The sequence below is a fragment of the Spiribacter salilacus genome, assembly GCF_009649225.1.
GTDB classification, from domain to species: Bacteria; Pseudomonadota; Gammaproteobacteria; order Nitrococcales; family Nitrococcaceae; genus Spiribacter; species Spiribacter salilacus.
The window spans coordinates 54,511-72,396 of sequence record NZ_WJPP01000003.1 but is presented as its reverse complement, the minus strand read 5'-3'; the positions used below and the strand labels follow the sequence as shown (position 1 = coordinate 72,396).

Sequence of the window (17,886 nt, the reverse complement as noted above, 5' to 3'; positions counted from 1 at the left end):
AAGGAATGCAAAAGCCAGGTAATCAACGAATCGGGTTGCGTGTTGTTGGCTGGTTGGCGTTGCTGCTGACTGCCTCGCCGCTGGCCCTTGCCAATGAAGCCGTTACCAATGAAGCGGAAGAGGCGGCCTCTTCTCCCAGCCATATTTTTCCGCTTGCCTCCGAGCAGAGTGGCTCTGGCATCTTGGCCGATCGTGATGCCTATCTGGCCTCACGAGGCTGGTCGATAGGCTTTCATGCAGATAACCCCGGCGGTAGCTATATTGGCTGGGGGCAGGCAGATATTTTGACAGGGCCCACAAGCCCAGATTATGGCGGTGCCCGCATTGCCGCGGTTGATGCTGCAGTTACGAATGCGATGGGTGAGTTTGCGCTGTCCAGCGGAACGAGCGCGCAAGCTGAGTTGATTCGGCGTGTCGTAAACGATCCCGATGCGCTTAGGCGAGCACAAGATCAGGCGGGTGAAGATTTTAGACGTGCCGTAAGCGATCGCCTTAAAAATCTGACAACAGCGCAGCTGGATAAAGCATTAGCGGAGCTTGGTGTTGATGCCGCTGAGCATCAGGCGTTGGATTTTTCTGAACGGGTCACGCTAATGGAAGAGCGGATGCAGGCAAGAACGGCAAGGCAGGCATTTGAAAGCTTTCGTGGCGTGCGCCTGTTGAAGACGTTTGAGGAAGAAGGCGCGGTGGGTGCGTTGGTGATTCATAACCCTCGCTTTGCCGAGTTAGCGAGCAACATCGTGAGTGGCAATCTAGAGGCAATTGGCCAAGGTGTTTCTTCCGATGCCGTTGATCAAATTGCCAATCAATTGTCTGCCGAAGAATTGCTATTTATGCACGGGGTGCGGTTGCTCAGAGATGCAGACGGCAATCCGGTTATCGTGGCTTTTGGGCAGCAGTCGCCCTCAGTTACCCGCGCTGATAGTGATCGGATGATTAACATGGCAATTACGGCATCAGAGCGAGGCGCCAGCATCAACGCAGATCGTGCCATTGCCGAGTTTCTTGGTGCTCAGGTTGAGGTTGAAGATCAGCAGCTTACTGAAGCCTTGGCGCAGGTCACAGCAACGGCAAGCGGAGAGAACGTGACGCAGACCGAGTCTTCGCAATTTGTACAGAATCTCAACAGTCTGATTCGTCAGCGTAGCCAAATGGATTTAACCGGCATTACCACCGTGCGTTCATGGCGGACCAATCACCCGGATACAGGCCATCTTTATGTGGGAACGGTTAAGATGTGGTCTCCTACAACCCGGGCCTCGTTTACCGGAGAGGCGCGAGTTCAGGAGCCCGGTGCGGCCGAGGCGGAAGAACCTGCAGAAGCGCCTGAGGTAGAGCGACGTAGTTCTCCTGATTTCGGCAATGAGGACTGGTGATGCAGATGCAGCGGGTGTTGATCACAATCGCGCTTTTGTTTGGCCTTCTCTTCTGTGGGGCGGCGGCCGCTTCATCTGAGATTGTCACCGTCGAGGTTGAGGCGGCGGGGCTAGATCGAGAAGAAGCGATATTTGCTGGGCTAGCTGAAGCCTTACGGCAGGTGCGTGGCGTCGATGTCGTTTCGGAACGGCAGCGCACAACCGCAGAGCGCGAGTTAGTGGTCAGAGACGCCAATGGTTCTGAGCAGAAGTTATCTTTCGAGCGAAATCAATCTGGTGAAATACAGGCTCGGACCGAGGGTTTTATTGAGGGTTATCGGGTGCTGTCCGCGCGGCAGTCTGAATCGCGATTTACTGTTGAGTTGAGCGTTGATATTCCGGTTTTTAGAGCGCCAGGCAGCGCTTCGCATGAGGCGAGGCGGCGGATGGCCATCTACCCGGTTGCTAGCGAAGCTCGGCCGGTCATATTTGGCGATTTGATTGACGAGCGTCGCGCTGCGGCCCGCATCACCCAGGCGTTGGTTACTGCGATGACAGGCACACGGCGTTTTGCGGTACTTGAGCGGGAGCGTACCGCCGATGTTGAACAGGAAATGGCGCTCTTGCGTAACCCTGAGACGCCGGCGCGTGAGACTACCCGCCTTGGCCAAGTGATTGGGGCTGACTACTTACTCAGCGCTACGCTGGTGGAGTTGCAGGTTGCTGAGTCAGAGACAGTGATTCAGCTTACCGGAGAGCGCCGCCGATCAGTAGATGGCACGGTGATCGTTGAGATGCGCATCATCGGTGCAGCAACGCGGCAGATCATGTGGGCTGATACCGAGGTGGTTCAAGTCAGCAAAGCCATGCTCGAGGGAGTAGGACGCTCATCTGATGCGGTGTTGCAGCGGTTGTCTGAGATTGTCGCCCAGCAGTTGGCGTTTCGAGCGGTAGAAGCGATTTACCCGATGCGCGTAGTATCTGTGTCAGAAAACGGCGATTTTGTGATCAATCAAGGCGGTGATCGGCTGTCTGTGGGAGATCATCTAACGGTTTATGAACTCGGCGAGGAGCTTGTCGACCCTTATAGTCAGCAGTCTTTGGGTCGGGTTGAAAATGCGATTGGTACTGGCGAGGTAGTGCGGGTAACCAACAAACTGAGTTACGCCACTTTGGTCGATGGCGCTGCCGATCGCCTTATTGCGGTGCCGGATGGTAGTTTATTAGTTAGGTCTGAAGAAAAGCCGATTGAGGCTGACGGCCAACAAGCGCCAGCAGAGCGGGGCCCATTGCTCTTGCCGCAGGATCGCCTATAGTTTTTTAATGGGGTGATAAGGAGAATTCATAATGATTAAGCGTTTGGTTATTGCGCTGCCTGCGTTATTCCTCGCGGTGCCCGCTTCGGCAGTTGAGGAAAGCTATGCAGGGGTGCAGTTCAGTCAGTTTGAGTACGATCAGAACGAAGCCGGCAGTGTCGATCCAACGATGGTGTTAGGGCGGTTTGGTGGCACTGTCGATCAGTATTTTGGGTTTGAAGCGCGGCTGGGGCTGGGCCTGAGTGGCGACAGCATGAGCATCGATGATGAGTCCACCGAGGTCGATATCGATTACCTTGTGGGGGGTTATGGCGTTGCCCGCTTGCCAATCGCCGGCACCATTACTCCTTATGGGATTGCCGGTGTGACTTTGGCAGATTTTTCGGCAGATTCTGATGCCATTACGGCGTCTGGTACTGAGACGGGTTTGTCTTGGGGAATTGGTGTTGAGGCAAGTGTCACGCCTGTGGCCTCGGTTGGCCTGGAATATATGCAATATTTTGATGATTCCTCTTACGATGTCACAGCGCTTTCGCTTGGCTTTAGGATGCGGTTCTAAATTATCTGATAGGAGAAGTCTGGCATGCTTGAGAAAACCAATAAATCCGCGCGTCGCAGTTTAGTTGTGGATGGATTCACAAATAGCGTGCTTGACCCTAACGAGCCCATGTTAGGGCCGGTTGAAGATGGCGGCGTCATTATTGCGAATACGGCCCCTGGCTGCTGGGGGCCGATGATTACCCCGAGTCTTCGTGGTGGTCATGAGGTCACTAAACCAGTGGCCGTTGCTGGTGCTGAGGTTGGCGATGGCATTGCAATTCGGATCCGTGATGTCACGGTCACATCGAATGCAACGGCGTCGGGGCATGATAGCTCGCCAGAGGGCTTTTGCTTAGGCGATCCCTACGTTGCCGCGCGTTGCCCGTCTTGTGATCAGCTTTGGCCAGAGACGCATATTGAAGGTATTGGGCAGTCGTCGGTGCGCTGTGATAACTGCGGCAATGCGGTAACACCTTTTGAGATTGTGCATGGCTACACGGTGGTCTTTGATGATACTCGCAGCGTGGGTGTCACAATGAATCAGGCGGGCGCTGAGAAGATTGGCCACAACGCCGATCATTATGCGGCACTGCCCGATGACAGCCACCAGCATTCGATTTTGCATTATGCGCCTTCAGATATGCCCGGTGCCTTAGTGCGAATGCGGCCATTTTTAGGTCAGCTGGGCACCTGCCCCTCCATGGCAATGCCGGATAGCCACAATGCCGGTGATTTTGGCGCGTTTTTGGTGGGTGCCCCCCATGATTACGCAATCACCGCAGAGCAATTAGCCACTCATAAAACAGACGGCCATATGGATATTGATGCGGTGCGTGCTGGCGCCATTTTGGTCAGTCCCGTTAAGGTGCCGGGCGGTGGCGTGTATTTAGGCGACATGCATGCGGGCCAAGGCGATGGCGAAATCGCCGGGCATACCATGGATGTAGCGGGCAGTGTCACGTTGCAGGTGGAAATCGTTCGTAATTATCCGATTGATGGCCCCGTGCTGTTCCCGCTGGTTGAGGATCTGCCGCCATTAGCTCAGCCGTTTACGCCTGAAGAGCGGGCCAAGGGTGAGCGCCTTGCTAGTCAGTGGGGTTTGGCGGCATTAGAGTCGGTGGCCCCCATTTCTGTGATTGGAACTGCGGCTAATTTGAATGACGCAATCGAAAACGGGTTAGAGCGAGCCGCAAAATTGCTCGATATGACCGTGCCGGAGGTGCGTAACCGAGCTACGGTGAATGGTGCCATTGAGATCGGCCGAGCCCCAGGCGTCATTCAGGTGACCTTCCTCGCGCCATTGGATCGGTTAGATGCCGTTGGCCTGGGTCAGTATGCCCGCGAGCAGTACGGGCTTTAAGTAAGTAGAATAACGCGCCGCAACACGTTGGTCGTTGTCTGATGTTCTGCTAAGATATCAGACAAATTGTACTAGCGTGGTGCGGTGTGGGTTCTTTTCCTGTCATTAATCAATCTTCTGCCAAGGCATTCGTAAACGCCCTGCGCCAGCATGGCTTTGAAGGTCATATTGGCGATGATCCAGCCTCTCGTCTTCTTGCCGCGACCGATAATAGTGTTTATCAACAACTGCCTGCGCTGGTTTTGTTTCCGGCTTCTAAAGCGGACATCCACCGTTTGCTTGCCGCGGCCAACGAGGCGTCGTTGCAAGAGGTGCGTTTTGCCCCGCGCGGAGGGGGGACAGGCACAAATGGACAGTCACTCACCGATCAGGTTGTTATCGACACAAGTCGTCATACAAATAAAATCCTGGCAGTTGATGTGGCAACAAAAACTGTGGATGTTGAGCCTGGGGTGGTGTTGGGACAGCTCAATCACGCGCTTGCTGAGCATGGTTTGTTCTTTCCACCGTCTACTTCGACAGCCAGCCGCGTCACGATTGGGGGAATGATTGGTACCGATGCCTGCGGTAAGGGGTCGCGTGTTTATGGTCGAACCGGTGATTACATCGAGTCATTACAGCTGCATCTGGCCGATGGTCGGGAAATTACCTGTCGGCAGTTTTCAGCGGCTGAGCTCGCCAGCTCGACCACCGATGCAAGTGTTGAATTTGCACGGGCAGTTCAGGCGCTACTCCACCCGCATCGCAAAGCGATTGCCGATGGTTTTCCAGACCTGCACCGCTCCTTAACGGGTTATAACCTGCGTGATGCCCTCATGCCAGACGGTGGTGTTGATCTGACACGCTTGGTGGCCGGCGCTGAGGGCACGCTGGGTATTGTGAGTCGAATCCGCTTGCGGCTTAAACCTCTACCCAGTCATAAGGCAGTTGTGGTTGTGCGCTACGCCGATTTTGATCAAGCGCTGCGTGATGCGCAGTGGTTGGTGGAGTCAGCCCCCGCGGCGGTGGAAACCTTGGATGACCGAATTCAAACCGTGGCACGTCAAGATCCGCTCTGGCCAGCCGTTGAGGCGGCGATGCAGGGCGATGGCGCAGACGCGCGGGTGATGTGCAATTTCGTTGAGTTAGTGGCTAATTCCGGTGATGAGCTTGAGTCACAGCTCGGCGCCCTGGTCGCTCGCCTCGATGAGCGGGGCAGCTCATATTATGTGGCACGTGGCCGTGACGAGATGGCGGCGCTGTGGAACATCCGATCTCGGTCTGTTGGTATGTTGGGCCGCACTGAGGGCGTGCAAAAGCCCGTTGCGTTTGTAGAAGATACGGCGGTGCCGCCGGCGGTATTGGCGGACTACATTGCTGAATTTCGGCAGTTGTTGGAGCAGCATGGGGTCGATTACGCCATGTTTGGGCACGTGGATGTGGGCTGTCTACATGTGCGGCCCGCGCTCGATATGACCGATGCCGCCGATCGGGCGCGTATTCGGGTGATTTCGGATGCGGTTGTTGGGTTGGTTAAGCGATATCGAGGCTTGCTTTGGGGTGAGCACGGTAAGGGTTTTCGGGGTGAGTACACGCGTGAGTTTTTTGGTGATGCGTTGTATCAAGTGCTGGCTGAGGTAAAGGCACTGTTTGATCCCAACAACCGCATGAATCCGGGCAAAATTGTGGCGCCGAGCACGCGGCCGGAGCCTTTACTTGCGATTGATGCGGTGCCGTTTCGAGGTCAATTTGATCAGCAAATTTCGTTGGCAACCCGCCAGGGCTGGGGCAGCGCAATGGCTTGTAATGGCAACGGGGTGTGCTTTGATTGGGATGCCGCTAATGTGCTGTGTCCAAGCTACAAAGTAACGGGCGACCGGGTGCAATCGCCCAAAGGTCGTGCCACGTTGTTGCGTGAGTGGCTGCGTCAACTGGCCGAGCAGGGCCAAACGCCAGAGCACATTAAACGGCGTTTTTTCCGACGTGCCAGAAAACAGGATCCCACCGATTTTTCGCATCAGGTACATCAAGCTATGTCAGGGTGTTTAGGCTGCAAAGCGTGCGCTACGCAGTGTCCTGTGCATGTCAATATCCCCGACGTACGGTCTCGATTCCTCGATGTGTATCACCGAATTTATCGACGCCACTTGCGTGATTATCTCATCGCAAACGCCGAGGGGCTTGCGCCGCTGCTTGCTACATTTTCTCCATTGCTCGCGCCGATCATGAGCGCACGGCCTATCAAGTCGCTGTTGTCTCGCATTGGCGTAGTCGACGCGCCACTGCCCCGACAAGATCACGGTATTAGGCAGGCAAAACTTGCGGGCTATCACGTCGCGCGCAGCTGGTCTCAAGCCAATCAGTACCTAACCGCGGTTGCCAATCCGGTGGCTGTCCTGCCTGATGCATTTACTGGTTTTCATGAACAAGACACCCTGCCAGCCGTTTGCGCAGTGATTGCTGCCACTGGCGCCACGCCGGTTGTTCTCCCGTTCCAGGCCTCAGGCAAAGCGCTGCACGCTCACGGCATGCTTTCAGCCCAGCGCCGCGTCTCGCGCCGCCTCCTGCAGCGGCTTTCCGGCGTTACGAAAATTACGGGGACAGGCATCGTTATTATCGAACCAAGCGTTGGTCTTTTTCTGCGCGATGACTGCCAAGGCTTGTTGCCGGACAGCCACCCATGCCTGTCCTTATTTTCGGAGTGGCTTTACGAGCACCGGGCGTTACTTAAAGAGCGGGTAAAAGAGCCGATAAAGGACAGCCACCCCAAATCACCCACAAATTACGCCTTATTTATGCATTGCACTGAGCAAACCGCCGATGCGTCAGCGGAAAACGCATGGCGGGAAATTTTTGAACAATTAGGACAGGCACTTTCACTCCACTCCGCCGGATGTTGCGGAATGGCTGGCGCGTATGGCCACCAGAGCGAGCACCTAGCAAATTCTAAGGCGTTGTATGAGTCTAGTTGGTCTCAGCATTTACAAGGACAGGCATCGGTACTCGCAACCGGGTATTCTTGTCGCACACAGGTAAAGCGTTTTTCTGCTAAGAGTGCAGTTCATCCAGCCGTGGCGCTGGCGAGGTGTTTAGGAGGGTGACATGGATAGTCTTGTGGGCCGACGGCTACCGGCCGAGCTGGCAAGTGTGCTTGAAAGGGATATTCGAGATAGAAAGTATGAGGCGGGCGAAAAGCTGCCAACAGAGGCAGAGTTAGCTAACCATTTTGCGGTGAGTCGCTCTGCGGTGCGGGAAGCGATCGCGCAGCTGCGAAGCAGCGGTATGGTTCATACCCGGCAGGGGGCGGGCACGTATGTCGCTAGTCCGTTAGCATGGCGGGCTAGCAACGGGTTTAGCCGTGAAGAATACGACTCCGAGTCTTTGCGCGATGTATTTGAGATCCGAAGAGAGCTGGAGACCGGTGCGGCGGCCTTAGCGGCACGCTATAGAACAGCGGAAGGGCTAGAAGCCATTCGTTCGGCAATGGCGGGTTTAGAGCGTGCGGTGCAAGCGGGGCGACCAGCGGCTGAGCATGATGTGCGTTTTCATCAATCCATTGCTCAAGCCACAGGCAATCCACTCTTTGTTGAGTTGTTGGGTTATTTTCACGAACCAATGGTGCGCTCGATTGTGGTTGCACGCTCGAACACGGCGCGCCGAGGTGATCGCGATAATGGAGTGCATAAAGAGCACTGCGTCATCTTAGAGGCCATTGAAGATGCTGACCCCGATGCGGCACGTGCAGCGATGTTGGTGCATATTAACAATGCATTAAAGCGACTTAATCTTAAATTGCGGGCAGATAACGGGTAGCTTAAACTCCCGCAATGAATACGGTCCTCGCTTTAGATCCGCTCACCTTAATGGCGGTGCTAGCTTGTTCGATGATTTTTTTCGGGACGTTGGTAACTGTGCTCGGAAGAAAAGGGAGCGCGGTGCTGCCGGGCTGGGGCATCGGCTCCGCTCTGGCAGGGGTGGGTCTTATTTTATTAATATTGCGACCTCTTATCCCTGCGTTCTGGTCAATTCTTGTCGGTAATTCTGTGATTTTAGTTGGCATGGCGTTGATGCTGAATGCCCTGGCTTCTCACTTGCAGTATCGATACGCGAAACAAATCTCAATTGCTTGGTTTGGCCTAACAGCTGGCAGTTTTACCCTTGTCTGGCTCTCTCCGTGGGGGGAATTGGTCTGGCTGCGCGTTCTGATCGTTTCCGCAGCGGTAGTTTTTCAGCAAACATTTTGTGCATATCTCGTGTTAAAGCTGCGCTCCCGTCAATCGCTCGTGAGTTACGTTTTTCTGAGTACCGTATTGTTCGTCGCCTTGCTATTTTTCGTTCGTACGGTCGAATCATTGCTTTATCTGTCCGAGCAGCAATTTTTAGCAGGGATGGGAGCAGCGCTTTTTATGCTCGGTTTGGTGGTATTTGGCTACCTACAATCTCCGGCCTTTTTATTTTTAATCTATGAAGACGGCTTGCGTAAATCGCAGCAAATGGAGTTAGCCTTGGTTACGCAGGCTGCAGAGCAGGAAGCTGAGCGCGCACGAGTCGAGGAGCGTATTCGCGAGAAAAGAAACGAAACCATTAAGCATATTGCGTATGGATTTGGCCATGATATGGCAAATGCGCTAGGGCTTTTGCAAGGGACTTTTGGGCAATTAGCGACACAATTAGATACCAGCGATGTAACAACGCGGTATTCATTAAGGCAGTGCGAACATGCAATGCAGCTGGCACGAAACACGGTGACCGGTGTTTCTGCGCTAAGTAGTAGCGAGTCAATTCAAACGGGCCCGGTTGATATTAACTATCTGATGGATGAATTTTTGTCGCTTTTGCGCCAGCAGTTAAGAGAAGGCGTGGAATTGCAAACCCGCATCGAACCCGAGCTCACTGCAATCACGCATCCAGGCTTGTTTTTAAGTGCGCTCACCAATTTAACAAAAAATGCGCAAAACGCCATGGTGAACGGCGGCCAGTTAACCGTTTCTGCAGAGTGGTGTTCGCAAATGCCCGCTACCTCCCCAGCTGTAGGTATGGTGCTTTTTGGCCCAGTCATTATGATTCGGGTAACTGATACCGGGTGCGGTATGGATTGGCAAACGCAGCAACGCATTTTTGAGCCGCTATTTAGCAATAGTGATAACCCACAGGGAAGCGGTTTGGGTTTATTTATGGTTCGCTGCTTTATTGAGCGTTCGGGTGCCGCTTTACTTTTGCGTTCTGCGCCCGGCGAAGGAACAACGACCAGCCTGATTTTTCCTGCAGAAAGTCGGGCTTCAGAGCAAACAAATGGGTGATGAGATGGATGAGCAAAAGCTGAAAGTGTTGGTTGTTGAAGACGAGAGAATGTTCTCAGATCTTCTAACGGTATTATTAAAAAGCCATGATGGTATCGAAGTGGTGGGATCCGCCAGCACGGTCCGTCAAGCCGTAATGCGTTGTCACGAACTACTGCCTGACGTGGTTGTTTTGGACCTTAACTTGCCCGATGGTGATGGCCTAGAAGTGTTTTCGCAGTTAGTGGCGGCTAAGCCGTCTGCGCTGGCGATTATTCTTTCAGGGCAGGCCGCCTCCTTTGCCTGTCCAGCTAATCTGCGTAACAATTTGTATGCAGCTGTAGATAAATCTCAGGCATTCGATCAACTCAAGCAGGTCATTGAGCGGCTGTTGGCTGAGCGTATGCCGCAGTTTGAGAGTGAAGAATCCCGCATCTCGAGACTAACTCGTCGAGAGCGAGAAATTTTTGGTTTAGTCGGCCAAGGCCTGACAAACGAGCAAATTGCATCTCGGTTAGATCGGTCACCACAAACCATTGCTACACATCGTAAAACGATCTCGGTCAAGCTGCGTTGCAGCGGTGTGGCACTCATGGCAATGGCAGCACGCCATCACTTGCAGCATTTGAGTGATGCCACGGCTTGATGTGACTGATCCCTCGGTTTTCTCTCTAAAAAGCTACTAAATTAGAAACAGAATTTGGTTGCTAGCCTGTTGGGGCGGCGATAGCGTCAAAGCCTACTTAAGGTGTTGGAGAAAACCATGGAAGGCCAACGGCCTTGCAAATCATGTGCTCAGTTAGTTGCAGATTTGCGATCAGCGCTAGCGCCCGTATTACCCAATGGCCCGTCTCTGGTCGCCTGCGATATTTTGACGGCGGTGGCGCTGGCAGAAAATGCAGGCATGCCATTAACGATGAAACAGTTGCTGGCCGGGTTGCCGTACTCGGCAACCGGCGTGCGCTATAACTTAGCGACATTGCTCGAGGATGGCTGGATTTATAAAGAATCCTCCGGCAGTGATCGACGACTCGTTCATCTGCGCACTTCCGCTCGATTAGAAAAAGCGCTTGGCCAAACGAAAGCCAATGTGCTCGCCGTGATGGCAGCCAATCAACCGTTGCTTGCAGAAGACCCCTAAGCCGCTGCACACTCCAGTACTTAACAAAGGCACATGCAACGGGAGGCAGCTGTGGAAAATCGTACCTTTATTCTCGCGCCAGGTGGCGGTTTTGATAATGGCAGCGTTGTGGATACCGGCAAGCCTGCCGAGCCGTCTAGTAGCGAAATAACCGTTCGCATTCATGCCAGCTCGCTGAACTATCACGATTATGGCGTCGTAAAGGGGCCGATGGCACCAAAAGACCAGTCGCGGATACCGATGTCAGACGGCGCGGGTGAAGTGACTGCCGTCGGGCCAGATGTGACTGAGTTTGCGGTTGGGGATTCGCTTGTCAGCACCTTTTTCCCTCATTGGCTTGATGGAGTGCCAACGCATGAAGCCTTTCCGACAACGCCTGGCGACGGGGTTGATGGATTTGCGCGAGAGTACGTTACATTACCCGCTACTGCGTTTACGCATGCGCCTAAGGGATGGACCCATGCTGAGGCGGCAACAATTACCACGGCGGGCGTAACGGCATGGCGGGCATTATTCGTTCATGGAGGCCTCAAGCCAGGGCAAACAGTGCTGACGCTGGGCACCGGTGGCGTGTCTATTTATGCGCTACAACTTGCGGTTGCTGCGGGGGCGCGTGTTATTTGCACCTCTTCTAGCGATGCCAAGCTAGAGCGCTTAAAAGCGCTTGGCGCTCATGCCGTGATCAACTACCGCTCTGAGCCTAAATGGGGCAAGCGGGTTCGTGAGCTGACAGATGGGCGGGGCGTCGATCATGTGATTGAGGTGGGCGGCCCGGGTACCATTGAACAGTCGATGCTGGCCACGGCCGTTGGCGGGCACGTCTCACTGATTGGGGTCTTGACGGGAATACAAGGCGAGTTTCCACTGCGATTTGCACTCATGCGACAGCAGCGGTTGCAAGGTGTGTTAGTCGGCAGTCGGCGTGATCAACAAGACTTTGTGACCGCACTTGAGAATACCGGCATTCGGCCGGTGCTTGATCAGCATTTTCCTTTGGAATCGCTAGTGGATGCCTTTCGTTATGAGGAAAGCGGCGAGCATTTTGGCAAAATCTGTGTCGATATTGGGCCTAAGGCAAATGCTTAGCCGCGCCCAAGGTAAGGCATTTTTGTTGCCATCACAGTCATAAACTGAACATTAGCCTCAAGCGGCAAGGTGGCCATATAGCGTACGGCGTCGGCCACATGCACAACATCCATGATCGGCTCTTTAAGTACACTGCCATCAGGCTGTGCAATGCCGTTTTTAATGCCGGCGGCCAATGGCGTGTCGGCATTGCCGATATCAATCTGTCCGCAGGCAATATTATGCGCGCGACCATCGAGTGAGAGTGATTTCGTTAAGCCTGTAATCGCGTGTTTCGAAGTGGTGTAAGCCACTGAGCCAACCCGAGGAGCATGGGCTGAAATGGAGCCATTATTAATAATGCGCCCACCGTTAGGTTTCTGATCTCGCATGAGCTGAAATGCACCGCGCGCCATCAAAAAAGCACCATCAAGGTTAACATTCAGCACACGTCGCCAGTCTTCCCAAGAGACATCGCCAATTTCAGTTGATGCCATAAAGGCGCCCGCGTTATTAAACAACACATCGAGCCTGCCGTGGGTGTCTGTTATGTTTTGATAAATCTGATCGACAGACTCGGGGTCACTCACATCGCCGGCGTGCGCGGTGGCCTGCCCCGGCCATTGCTCGGCAATCGCCTGTAGGGGTGCTTGTCGACGCGCCATCAAAACCACGTGAAATCCGCCATCCAGCAAGTTTTCTGCAACGGCTTTGCCGATCCCCTGGCTCGCTCCCGTTACAAGGGCGACTGGCTGATTTGTTTGGCTCATTTTTTCATCCTTACTGCCGCGTATTTGCTGCGCATTTGTCGCGCACGGTGTTTACTGTCGAGTTTCACCGGCACCACGTGCGCGTGACTCTGGTGTAGCTTCAACCAATTTTACCGCAGCCAGTGCTTGAAGTTTGCTCCACAAATCTGCATCTACATCGACACCCTGATCCCAGGCCAGCCGACTACGCGCAGCCAGCTCATTCGGTGTAATTTCTTCCAGTAATTCAAATGCGTTCGCGGCAGGATCACGTGCGGGCATCAGCGCAAAATCGCGCGTGGCAATTAGCGTGAGCGTGTGTGTGTCAGCCATTTGCTCGCCGCCACCGTCGGCCCGATAGCGGCGAATGGTCGGTAACGTGGGGTGCCCTGTCGCTGTTGCTACATTTTGAATGGCACGGCGTGGTTCGCCAACGCACCACATGGCAGTCATATGGTAGCCGCGCCGTGCACAGCGTGCGAGGTAGCCTAAAATAAAGCCTCGATCCCGGCAGCCCGACAGGCGCACAACCCCAAGGCCATCTGCTAATGCGCGCGTGCAGGCCATGTCAGCCGCTAGGCTCCCGCCTTGTAATAGCGAGCCATTTTCGATCTGCAGGACGACACAGCCGCCGCCATCATCATAGAGTTTTTGCACGGCTGGCCATTGCTCGGTGGTTAATCGCGGTAGCGTTTTTGCTAGGAGCTTAGTGCCGCCAAGGCCAAACTGTTCCAGCCATACAATCATGTCGGCGGCATCTTCGAATTCGCCGGGGGGGAATCCAACGCCCTCTAGTGCACGACGGCTCAAGGAGGTGAGTTCATTCAGAGAAACATGCATTGGCGGCTACTCCTTTAAAGTGCCGGCTTCAGTGGCATCCACCAGTCATCCGCAAATGCCGAGCCAATATCTTCGATACAGGGCGCGCCTTGAAATAACGTAATTCGAACCCAGCGATCAGAGCGAGGGTCAAATTTGGTTGCGCCGAAAAACGCAAGCTTGCAGCGGAGTAAGTGGATCGGCAGCGTACCTTTAGCGAGCAGGTTGGCGCGTATTTCGCCATACGCCAGCTCAGATATGCCCTGTGTGCGGCGAGTGATGCCCTTGTACTGAGGGTTGGCTAACAGAAATTCAACCACAGGGGTGCATTTGCCTTGCGCTGTCTCCCAGTTCAGGAGTGCGCTGTATAAGCCGCTGGCTTGGCGTGCGATATCGAGCGGCATTTCTCGATCTTCACCGGGGTCGACATGGCGCTCGCCAAGGCGGGGCTCTTCCTTTTCTGCCGAGCGATACCAAAACAAATGCGTTTCATCTGGTTGGGTAAAGTCGTATGCAAGAGCCCAGTCGTAGTCGCGCCGCAGTCGCTCAATCAGCTCATCGGTAGACATTTCCGGTACCAAATCAAACTCATCAGTTGCTGCCATTGTCTGCTCAAGCTCATCGGTTTGCTCGGGATACACTTCCATCAGAAGTGAGTGGATGAGCTCTTGCGCTTCGAGTGACCATTCGCGTTGAGCCTTTTCGCACAGTGACTGCCAGAGTCGATCCGACATGATTTGATCAGGTATGCCAGTTTCTTTCAGCCATTCCTCGGCAAGCTTAAGCTCTTGCTCAAGCTGATGATTCAGTTGAGTTTGTCGTTCATCGTCGGTTGTTGTTTCGGCCGTATGCTGCTGAGCTTGTGCCAACAAAGCACAAAGCTGTTCAACGTGCTCAGCGGTTGCGGTTTGGCTTAAGCAACGCGCGATGGCAGCCTCTCGCATGAGTAGCCATTGATTAATTAATGCGGGGTGGTTAATTAGAAACGGTGCCATGCCTAAGCCGGTGCTATTGCCGATACCAAGATAGCGCCGCAGTGGGCTGCACAGTGTTGTAGCGGTGTCGGGCGCTTGGCAGCGTGCGATATGTTCCACTTGCCGAATGCTGAAATCGCGCAGTAGAAAAACGGCGAACATTTGCGCTGAGAAGGGGAGGCCAAAATCTTCTGAGTCGCGAATTCGCGGATAATCGGCTATGCCAAACTTGCCATTGCCATACACCGCGGTGGTTCGATAGAGATAGCCTACTTTGGCCAGTTTGTCGGGGTCAGGTTTTTGTCCTGCGGCCAGTGCATTAACCACCATGTCAAAATTTCGGAGTGATCGATTGGCACGTGAGAGAACAAGAACACGCGGATCACAGCGGCCTGCTTCTTGTCTTGGCACGTTTTCGCGCAGTACGTCTAAATAGTCATCATCCACATCGCCCATACAAAGGGCAAAGGCGCAGTCCCAAGCATTGGCAATCACGCGGTCTGATCGTAGAGAGGGGTCAAGGTATTGGGAGAATATAACGAGGCTATAGAGTTGGGTAGGCGTTGCGATGCGGTAGATGCAAGTGCCATAGCCTTTTTCATCCAAATCAAAAACTCGGCATTGAATAGCCCAGCGTTCGGCCATAACCTTACGCATGAGGGTGCGAATAAAGCTAAGTCGGCAGGCGTGCAGGCTGCCAAGGCGCTCTAGTTGCATGACTTCGCTGGCAGGTCTTCGCGATACGCGGCCGGTTTCTGGGCGTGGATTATCGGCTTGCGTGCTAACAATTCGCTTAACGGCGGTCATACCTCGCTCCTCTTTTCTGGGGCTAGGGCGTGCTCAAGGAATGATCGCCAATTACCGCCCATTAAGGCATCGACTTCCGAGGGGGTAAATCCGCGATCCCGTAGGCCCTGCTCTATTTTTGGGAAGTCCGACACTCCGCGCAACCAACTCAGCGATGCCGGCCAATCTGGTTTTTCCTCAGAACCTTCGCCGTAATCCATCACTCGCGCCCAATTTCCATTGCGCATCCACGTCAGAACCTCAACCGGTTGATCTTGGCAAAGGTCAGTGCCAATGGCTAGATGTTGGACACCCATAATTTCGACCGCCTCTGCCACCATTTCGGTGAACTGCTCTAACGTGGTCTCTGAGCCATTGGGTAAATGAAAGGGGTAGCAACTAAAGCCCATCAGTCCGCCTGATTCCGCAAGCGCCCGCATTACCCGATCTGATTTGTTGCGCGCCGTTTGTCGGGCGGTTTGTGGGTTTGCATGTGAGACCACTGTCGGGCGGCTTGAAAACTCAATCGCCTCGAGCGTTGAGCGCTCGGCGGTATGCGAGGTATCAACCACCATGCCAACGCGATTCATTTCTCGAATTACTTCGCGTCCAAACTTGGTAAGCCCTGAGTCTTGTTGCTCCGCATAGCCTGTACACAGCAACGACTGGTTGTTGTACGACAGCTGCATGATATGAACATTGAGCTCCTTGAGCACAGAAACTAGGTCGACCGAATCCTCGATGGGCGAACAATTTTGAAGCCCTAAAACGATGCCTGTCCTTTTTGTTGCTCGAGCATAGTCAATATCCGCCGCGCTTCGAACGGGTACGATCAAGTCGGCATGTTCTACGAAATAGCGGTGCCAGGTGCCGATGTTGGCAAGAAGCTCGCGGGTATTTTCCCAGTATGTGGCGGTCACATGGACTGCATCGAGCTCTGCTTCGCGCATTTGCTCGAAGATCCGGCGGCTCCAATTGCAGTACTGCAAGCCGTCAATTCTGAATCCGCTAGCCACGGCCCCATCCTTTACCAGCCTGCACATAGCTGGTTTTAACCTGAGTATAAAATTCGCGGGCATATTGTCCTTGCTCACGCGGGCCGTAACTCGATTCGCCACGGCCGCCAAATGGCACGTGATAATCGGTGCCGGCGGTTGGCAAGTTAACCATTACACACCCAAAGCGCGCGTTCCGACGAAAGGTATTAGCCGCTGCCAGCGATTGGGTGATGACTCCGGCTGTCAGCCCAAAGCGTGTGGCATTGGCTGTGGCCAGTGCCTCGTCCGCATCTTTTACACGAATCACGCAGGCAATTGGGCCGAACATTTCTTCTTGATTGATCGTCATCTCATTACGCGTTTGGGTAAATAAAGTGGGCTGTAGATAGTGGCCGCGATGTTCGAGTTCGAGTGCCTGTCCCCCAAAAACCAGTTCGGCACCTTCTTTTTTTGCGGTCTCGATCCATTGCAGATCCCGATCAAACTGCGTTTGATCAACGACAGGGCCTATTTCTGTGCCCTCGGCTAGTGCATGGCCTACTTTGGCTTTAGCTAGGCGCTCACTGAGTGCTTCAACAAAGCGGTCATGCATGCCCGCTGTCACGATTAAACGTGATGAGGCGGTGCATTTTTGTCCGGTACCTGAATATCCGCCGGCAAATGCGGCTTGCACGGCAATATCGAGGTCGGCGTCATCAAGCACAACGAGCGGATTTTTTGAGCCCATTTCCATTTGTACGCGGGTCAGGTTTTCCATTGCTCGGAGGCCAACTTGACGACCCGTCTCAACGGAGCCGGTAAAGCTGATGGCATTGACCTGTTGCGAGCCGACTAACGCATCGCCGACCTGACTCCCGGCACCCATGACCAGATTAAAGGTGCCCGCAGGTATTTCTTGCCGCGACATAATCTCCGCGAAATGACAGGCGCTAGCAGGAACCAGATTAGCGGGCTTCCAAATGACGGCGTTGCCAAATGCTAATGCAGGCGCAATCTTCCATACCGCCGTCGCCAATGGAAAGTTCCAAGGCGAAATTACCCCTACCACGCCAACCGGCTCGCGTTGCGCGAGTACCTCAATGCCTGGGCGCACCGAATCGACGACATCACCCATCTGCCGATGTACTTCAGCGGCGTAATAGTGAAAAAACTGCCCGGCCCGATAGACTTCACCTTTGCCCTCAGCCAGCGGCTTGCCTTCTTCCCGAGAGAGTTCGCGGCCGAGCTCCTCAGCGCGTGCAATCAACTCGTTGCCGATGTTCATGAGCACGTGATAGCGCCCTTCAAGGCCAGTTTCAGCCCACTTCGGCTGAGCCGCAGCCGCAGCGGCAATGGCAGTTTCTGTTTGTGCGGCGCTGGCCTGCGCAAAAAGCCCCAGTGAATCATCAAGATCAGAGGGATTGCGATTATCGATGGTCTGGCTGCCGGGTTGCCATTCACCGGCGATGTAATTGCTGTAGTGCTGTTCGGTCATGAAAAAACTCCTTCGCTGAATAGCTTCATGCTGTGTAGCAAACGGCGTAAA

The 17,886-nt window shown here is 54.1% G+C and carries 15 protein-coding genes; 10 read left to right on the top strand and 5 right to left on the bottom strand.

The window, feature by feature from the left end; all coding sequences use genetic code 11:
• Positions 1–5: 5 nt before the first annotated feature.
• The 10 genes from GH984_RS05870 to GH984_RS05825 all read left to right on the top strand — a co-directional run bounded on the left by GH984_RS05870 (position 6) and on the right by GH984_RS05825 (position 12,056).
• Positions 6–1,376 (top strand): DUF6844 domain-containing protein, encoded by a 1,371-nt coding sequence (locus tag GH984_RS05870; protein WP_153719293.1) that lies wholly within the window; start codon positions 6–8, stop codon positions 1,374–1,376.
• Positions 1,376–2,671 carry a CsgG/HfaB family protein gene (locus GH984_RS05865; RefSeq protein WP_153719292.1) on the top strand — a complete coding sequence of 432 codons (1,296 nt, stop codon included), beginning with the start codon at positions 1,376–1,378 and terminating at the stop codon, positions 2,669–2,671. Before GH984_RS05870 ends, GH984_RS05865 begins: the two co-directional genes overlap by 1 nt.
• Before the next feature lie 31 nt (positions 2,672–2,702).
• Positions 2,703–3,230, top strand: coding sequence for a porin family protein (locus tag GH984_RS05860; protein WP_153719291.1), 528 nt, complete (start codon positions 2,703–2,705; stop codon positions 3,228–3,230).
• Positions 3,231–3,254: 24 nt separating this feature from the next.
• Positions 3,255–4,571: an acetamidase/formamidase family protein gene (locus tag GH984_RS05855; RefSeq protein ID WP_153719290.1), complete on the top strand. Its 1,317-nt coding sequence runs from the start codon at positions 3,255–3,257 to the stop codon at positions 4,569–4,571.
• An 86-nt stretch (positions 4,572–4,657) separates the two neighbouring features.
• Complete coding sequence (locus tag GH984_RS05850; RefSeq protein ID WP_153719289.1) at positions 4,658–7,651, top strand: FAD-binding and (Fe-S)-binding domain-containing protein; 2,994 nt, start codon at positions 4,658–4,660, stop codon at positions 7,649–7,651.
• A gap of 1 nt (position 7,652) precedes the next feature.
• Complete coding sequence (locus tag GH984_RS05845; RefSeq protein ID WP_153719288.1) at positions 7,653–8,363, top strand: FadR/GntR family transcriptional regulator; 711 nt, start codon at positions 7,653–7,655, stop codon at positions 8,361–8,363.
• 14 nt (positions 8,364–8,377) lie between these two features.
• Positions 8,378–9,850, top strand: coding sequence for an ATP-binding protein (locus tag GH984_RS05840; protein ID WP_153719287.1), 1,473 nt, complete (start codon positions 8,378–8,380; stop codon positions 9,848–9,850).
• Positions 9,843–10,475 (top strand): response regulator transcription factor, encoded by a 633-nt coding sequence (locus GH984_RS05835; protein WP_153719286.1) that lies wholly within the window; start codon positions 9,843–9,845, stop codon positions 10,473–10,475. The genes GH984_RS05840 and GH984_RS05835 overlap by 8 nt, the downstream gene beginning before the upstream one ends.
• A gap of 117 nt (positions 10,476–10,592) precedes the next feature.
• Positions 10,593–10,970: a MarR family transcriptional regulator gene (locus GH984_RS05830; protein ID WP_153719285.1), complete on the top strand. Its 378-nt coding sequence runs from the start codon at positions 10,593–10,595 to the stop codon at positions 10,968–10,970.
• 51 nt (positions 10,971–11,021) lie between these two features.
• A complete protein-coding gene (locus GH984_RS05825) occupies positions 11,022–12,056 on the top strand; it encodes a zinc-dependent alcohol dehydrogenase family protein (protein WP_369691962.1) in 1,035 nt (344 codons plus the stop codon).
• Here the strand turns inward: GH984_RS05825 and GH984_RS05820 are convergent.
• Genes GH984_RS05820 through GH984_RS05800 form a run of 5 tightly spaced genes read right to left on the bottom strand, consistent with a single transcriptional unit; the run spans position 12,053 to position 17,835 of the window.
• The gene (locus tag GH984_RS05820) at positions 12,053–12,805 is read right to left on the bottom strand and encodes an SDR family oxidoreductase (RefSeq protein ID WP_153719283.1); all 753 of its coding nucleotides are present in this window, start codon (positions 12,803–12,805) and stop codon (positions 12,053–12,055) included. The two genes, GH984_RS05825 and GH984_RS05820, sit on opposite strands and share 4 nt — an antisense overlap.
• Before the next feature lie 51 nt (positions 12,806–12,856).
• A complete protein-coding gene (locus GH984_RS05815) occupies positions 12,857–13,624 on the bottom strand; it encodes a DUF3726 domain-containing protein (RefSeq protein WP_153719282.1) in 768 nt (255 codons plus the stop codon).
• 14 nt (positions 13,625–13,638) lie between these two features.
• Positions 13,639–15,384, bottom strand: coding sequence for a hypothetical protein (locus GH984_RS11135; protein WP_253939147.1), 1,746 nt, complete (start codon positions 15,382–15,384; stop codon positions 13,639–13,641).
• On the bottom strand, positions 15,381–16,379 hold the full coding sequence (locus GH984_RS05805) for a dipeptidase (RefSeq protein WP_369691960.1): 999 nt from the start codon (positions 16,377–16,379) through the stop codon (positions 15,381–15,383). Before GH984_RS05805 ends, GH984_RS11135 begins: the two co-directional genes overlap by 4 nt.
• Positions 16,372–17,835, bottom strand: coding sequence for an aldehyde dehydrogenase family protein (locus GH984_RS05800; RefSeq protein WP_153719280.1), 1,464 nt, complete (start codon positions 17,833–17,835; stop codon positions 16,372–16,374). Before GH984_RS05800 ends, GH984_RS05805 begins: the two co-directional genes overlap by 8 nt.
• Between the last annotated feature and the right edge of the window lie 51 nt (positions 17,836–17,886).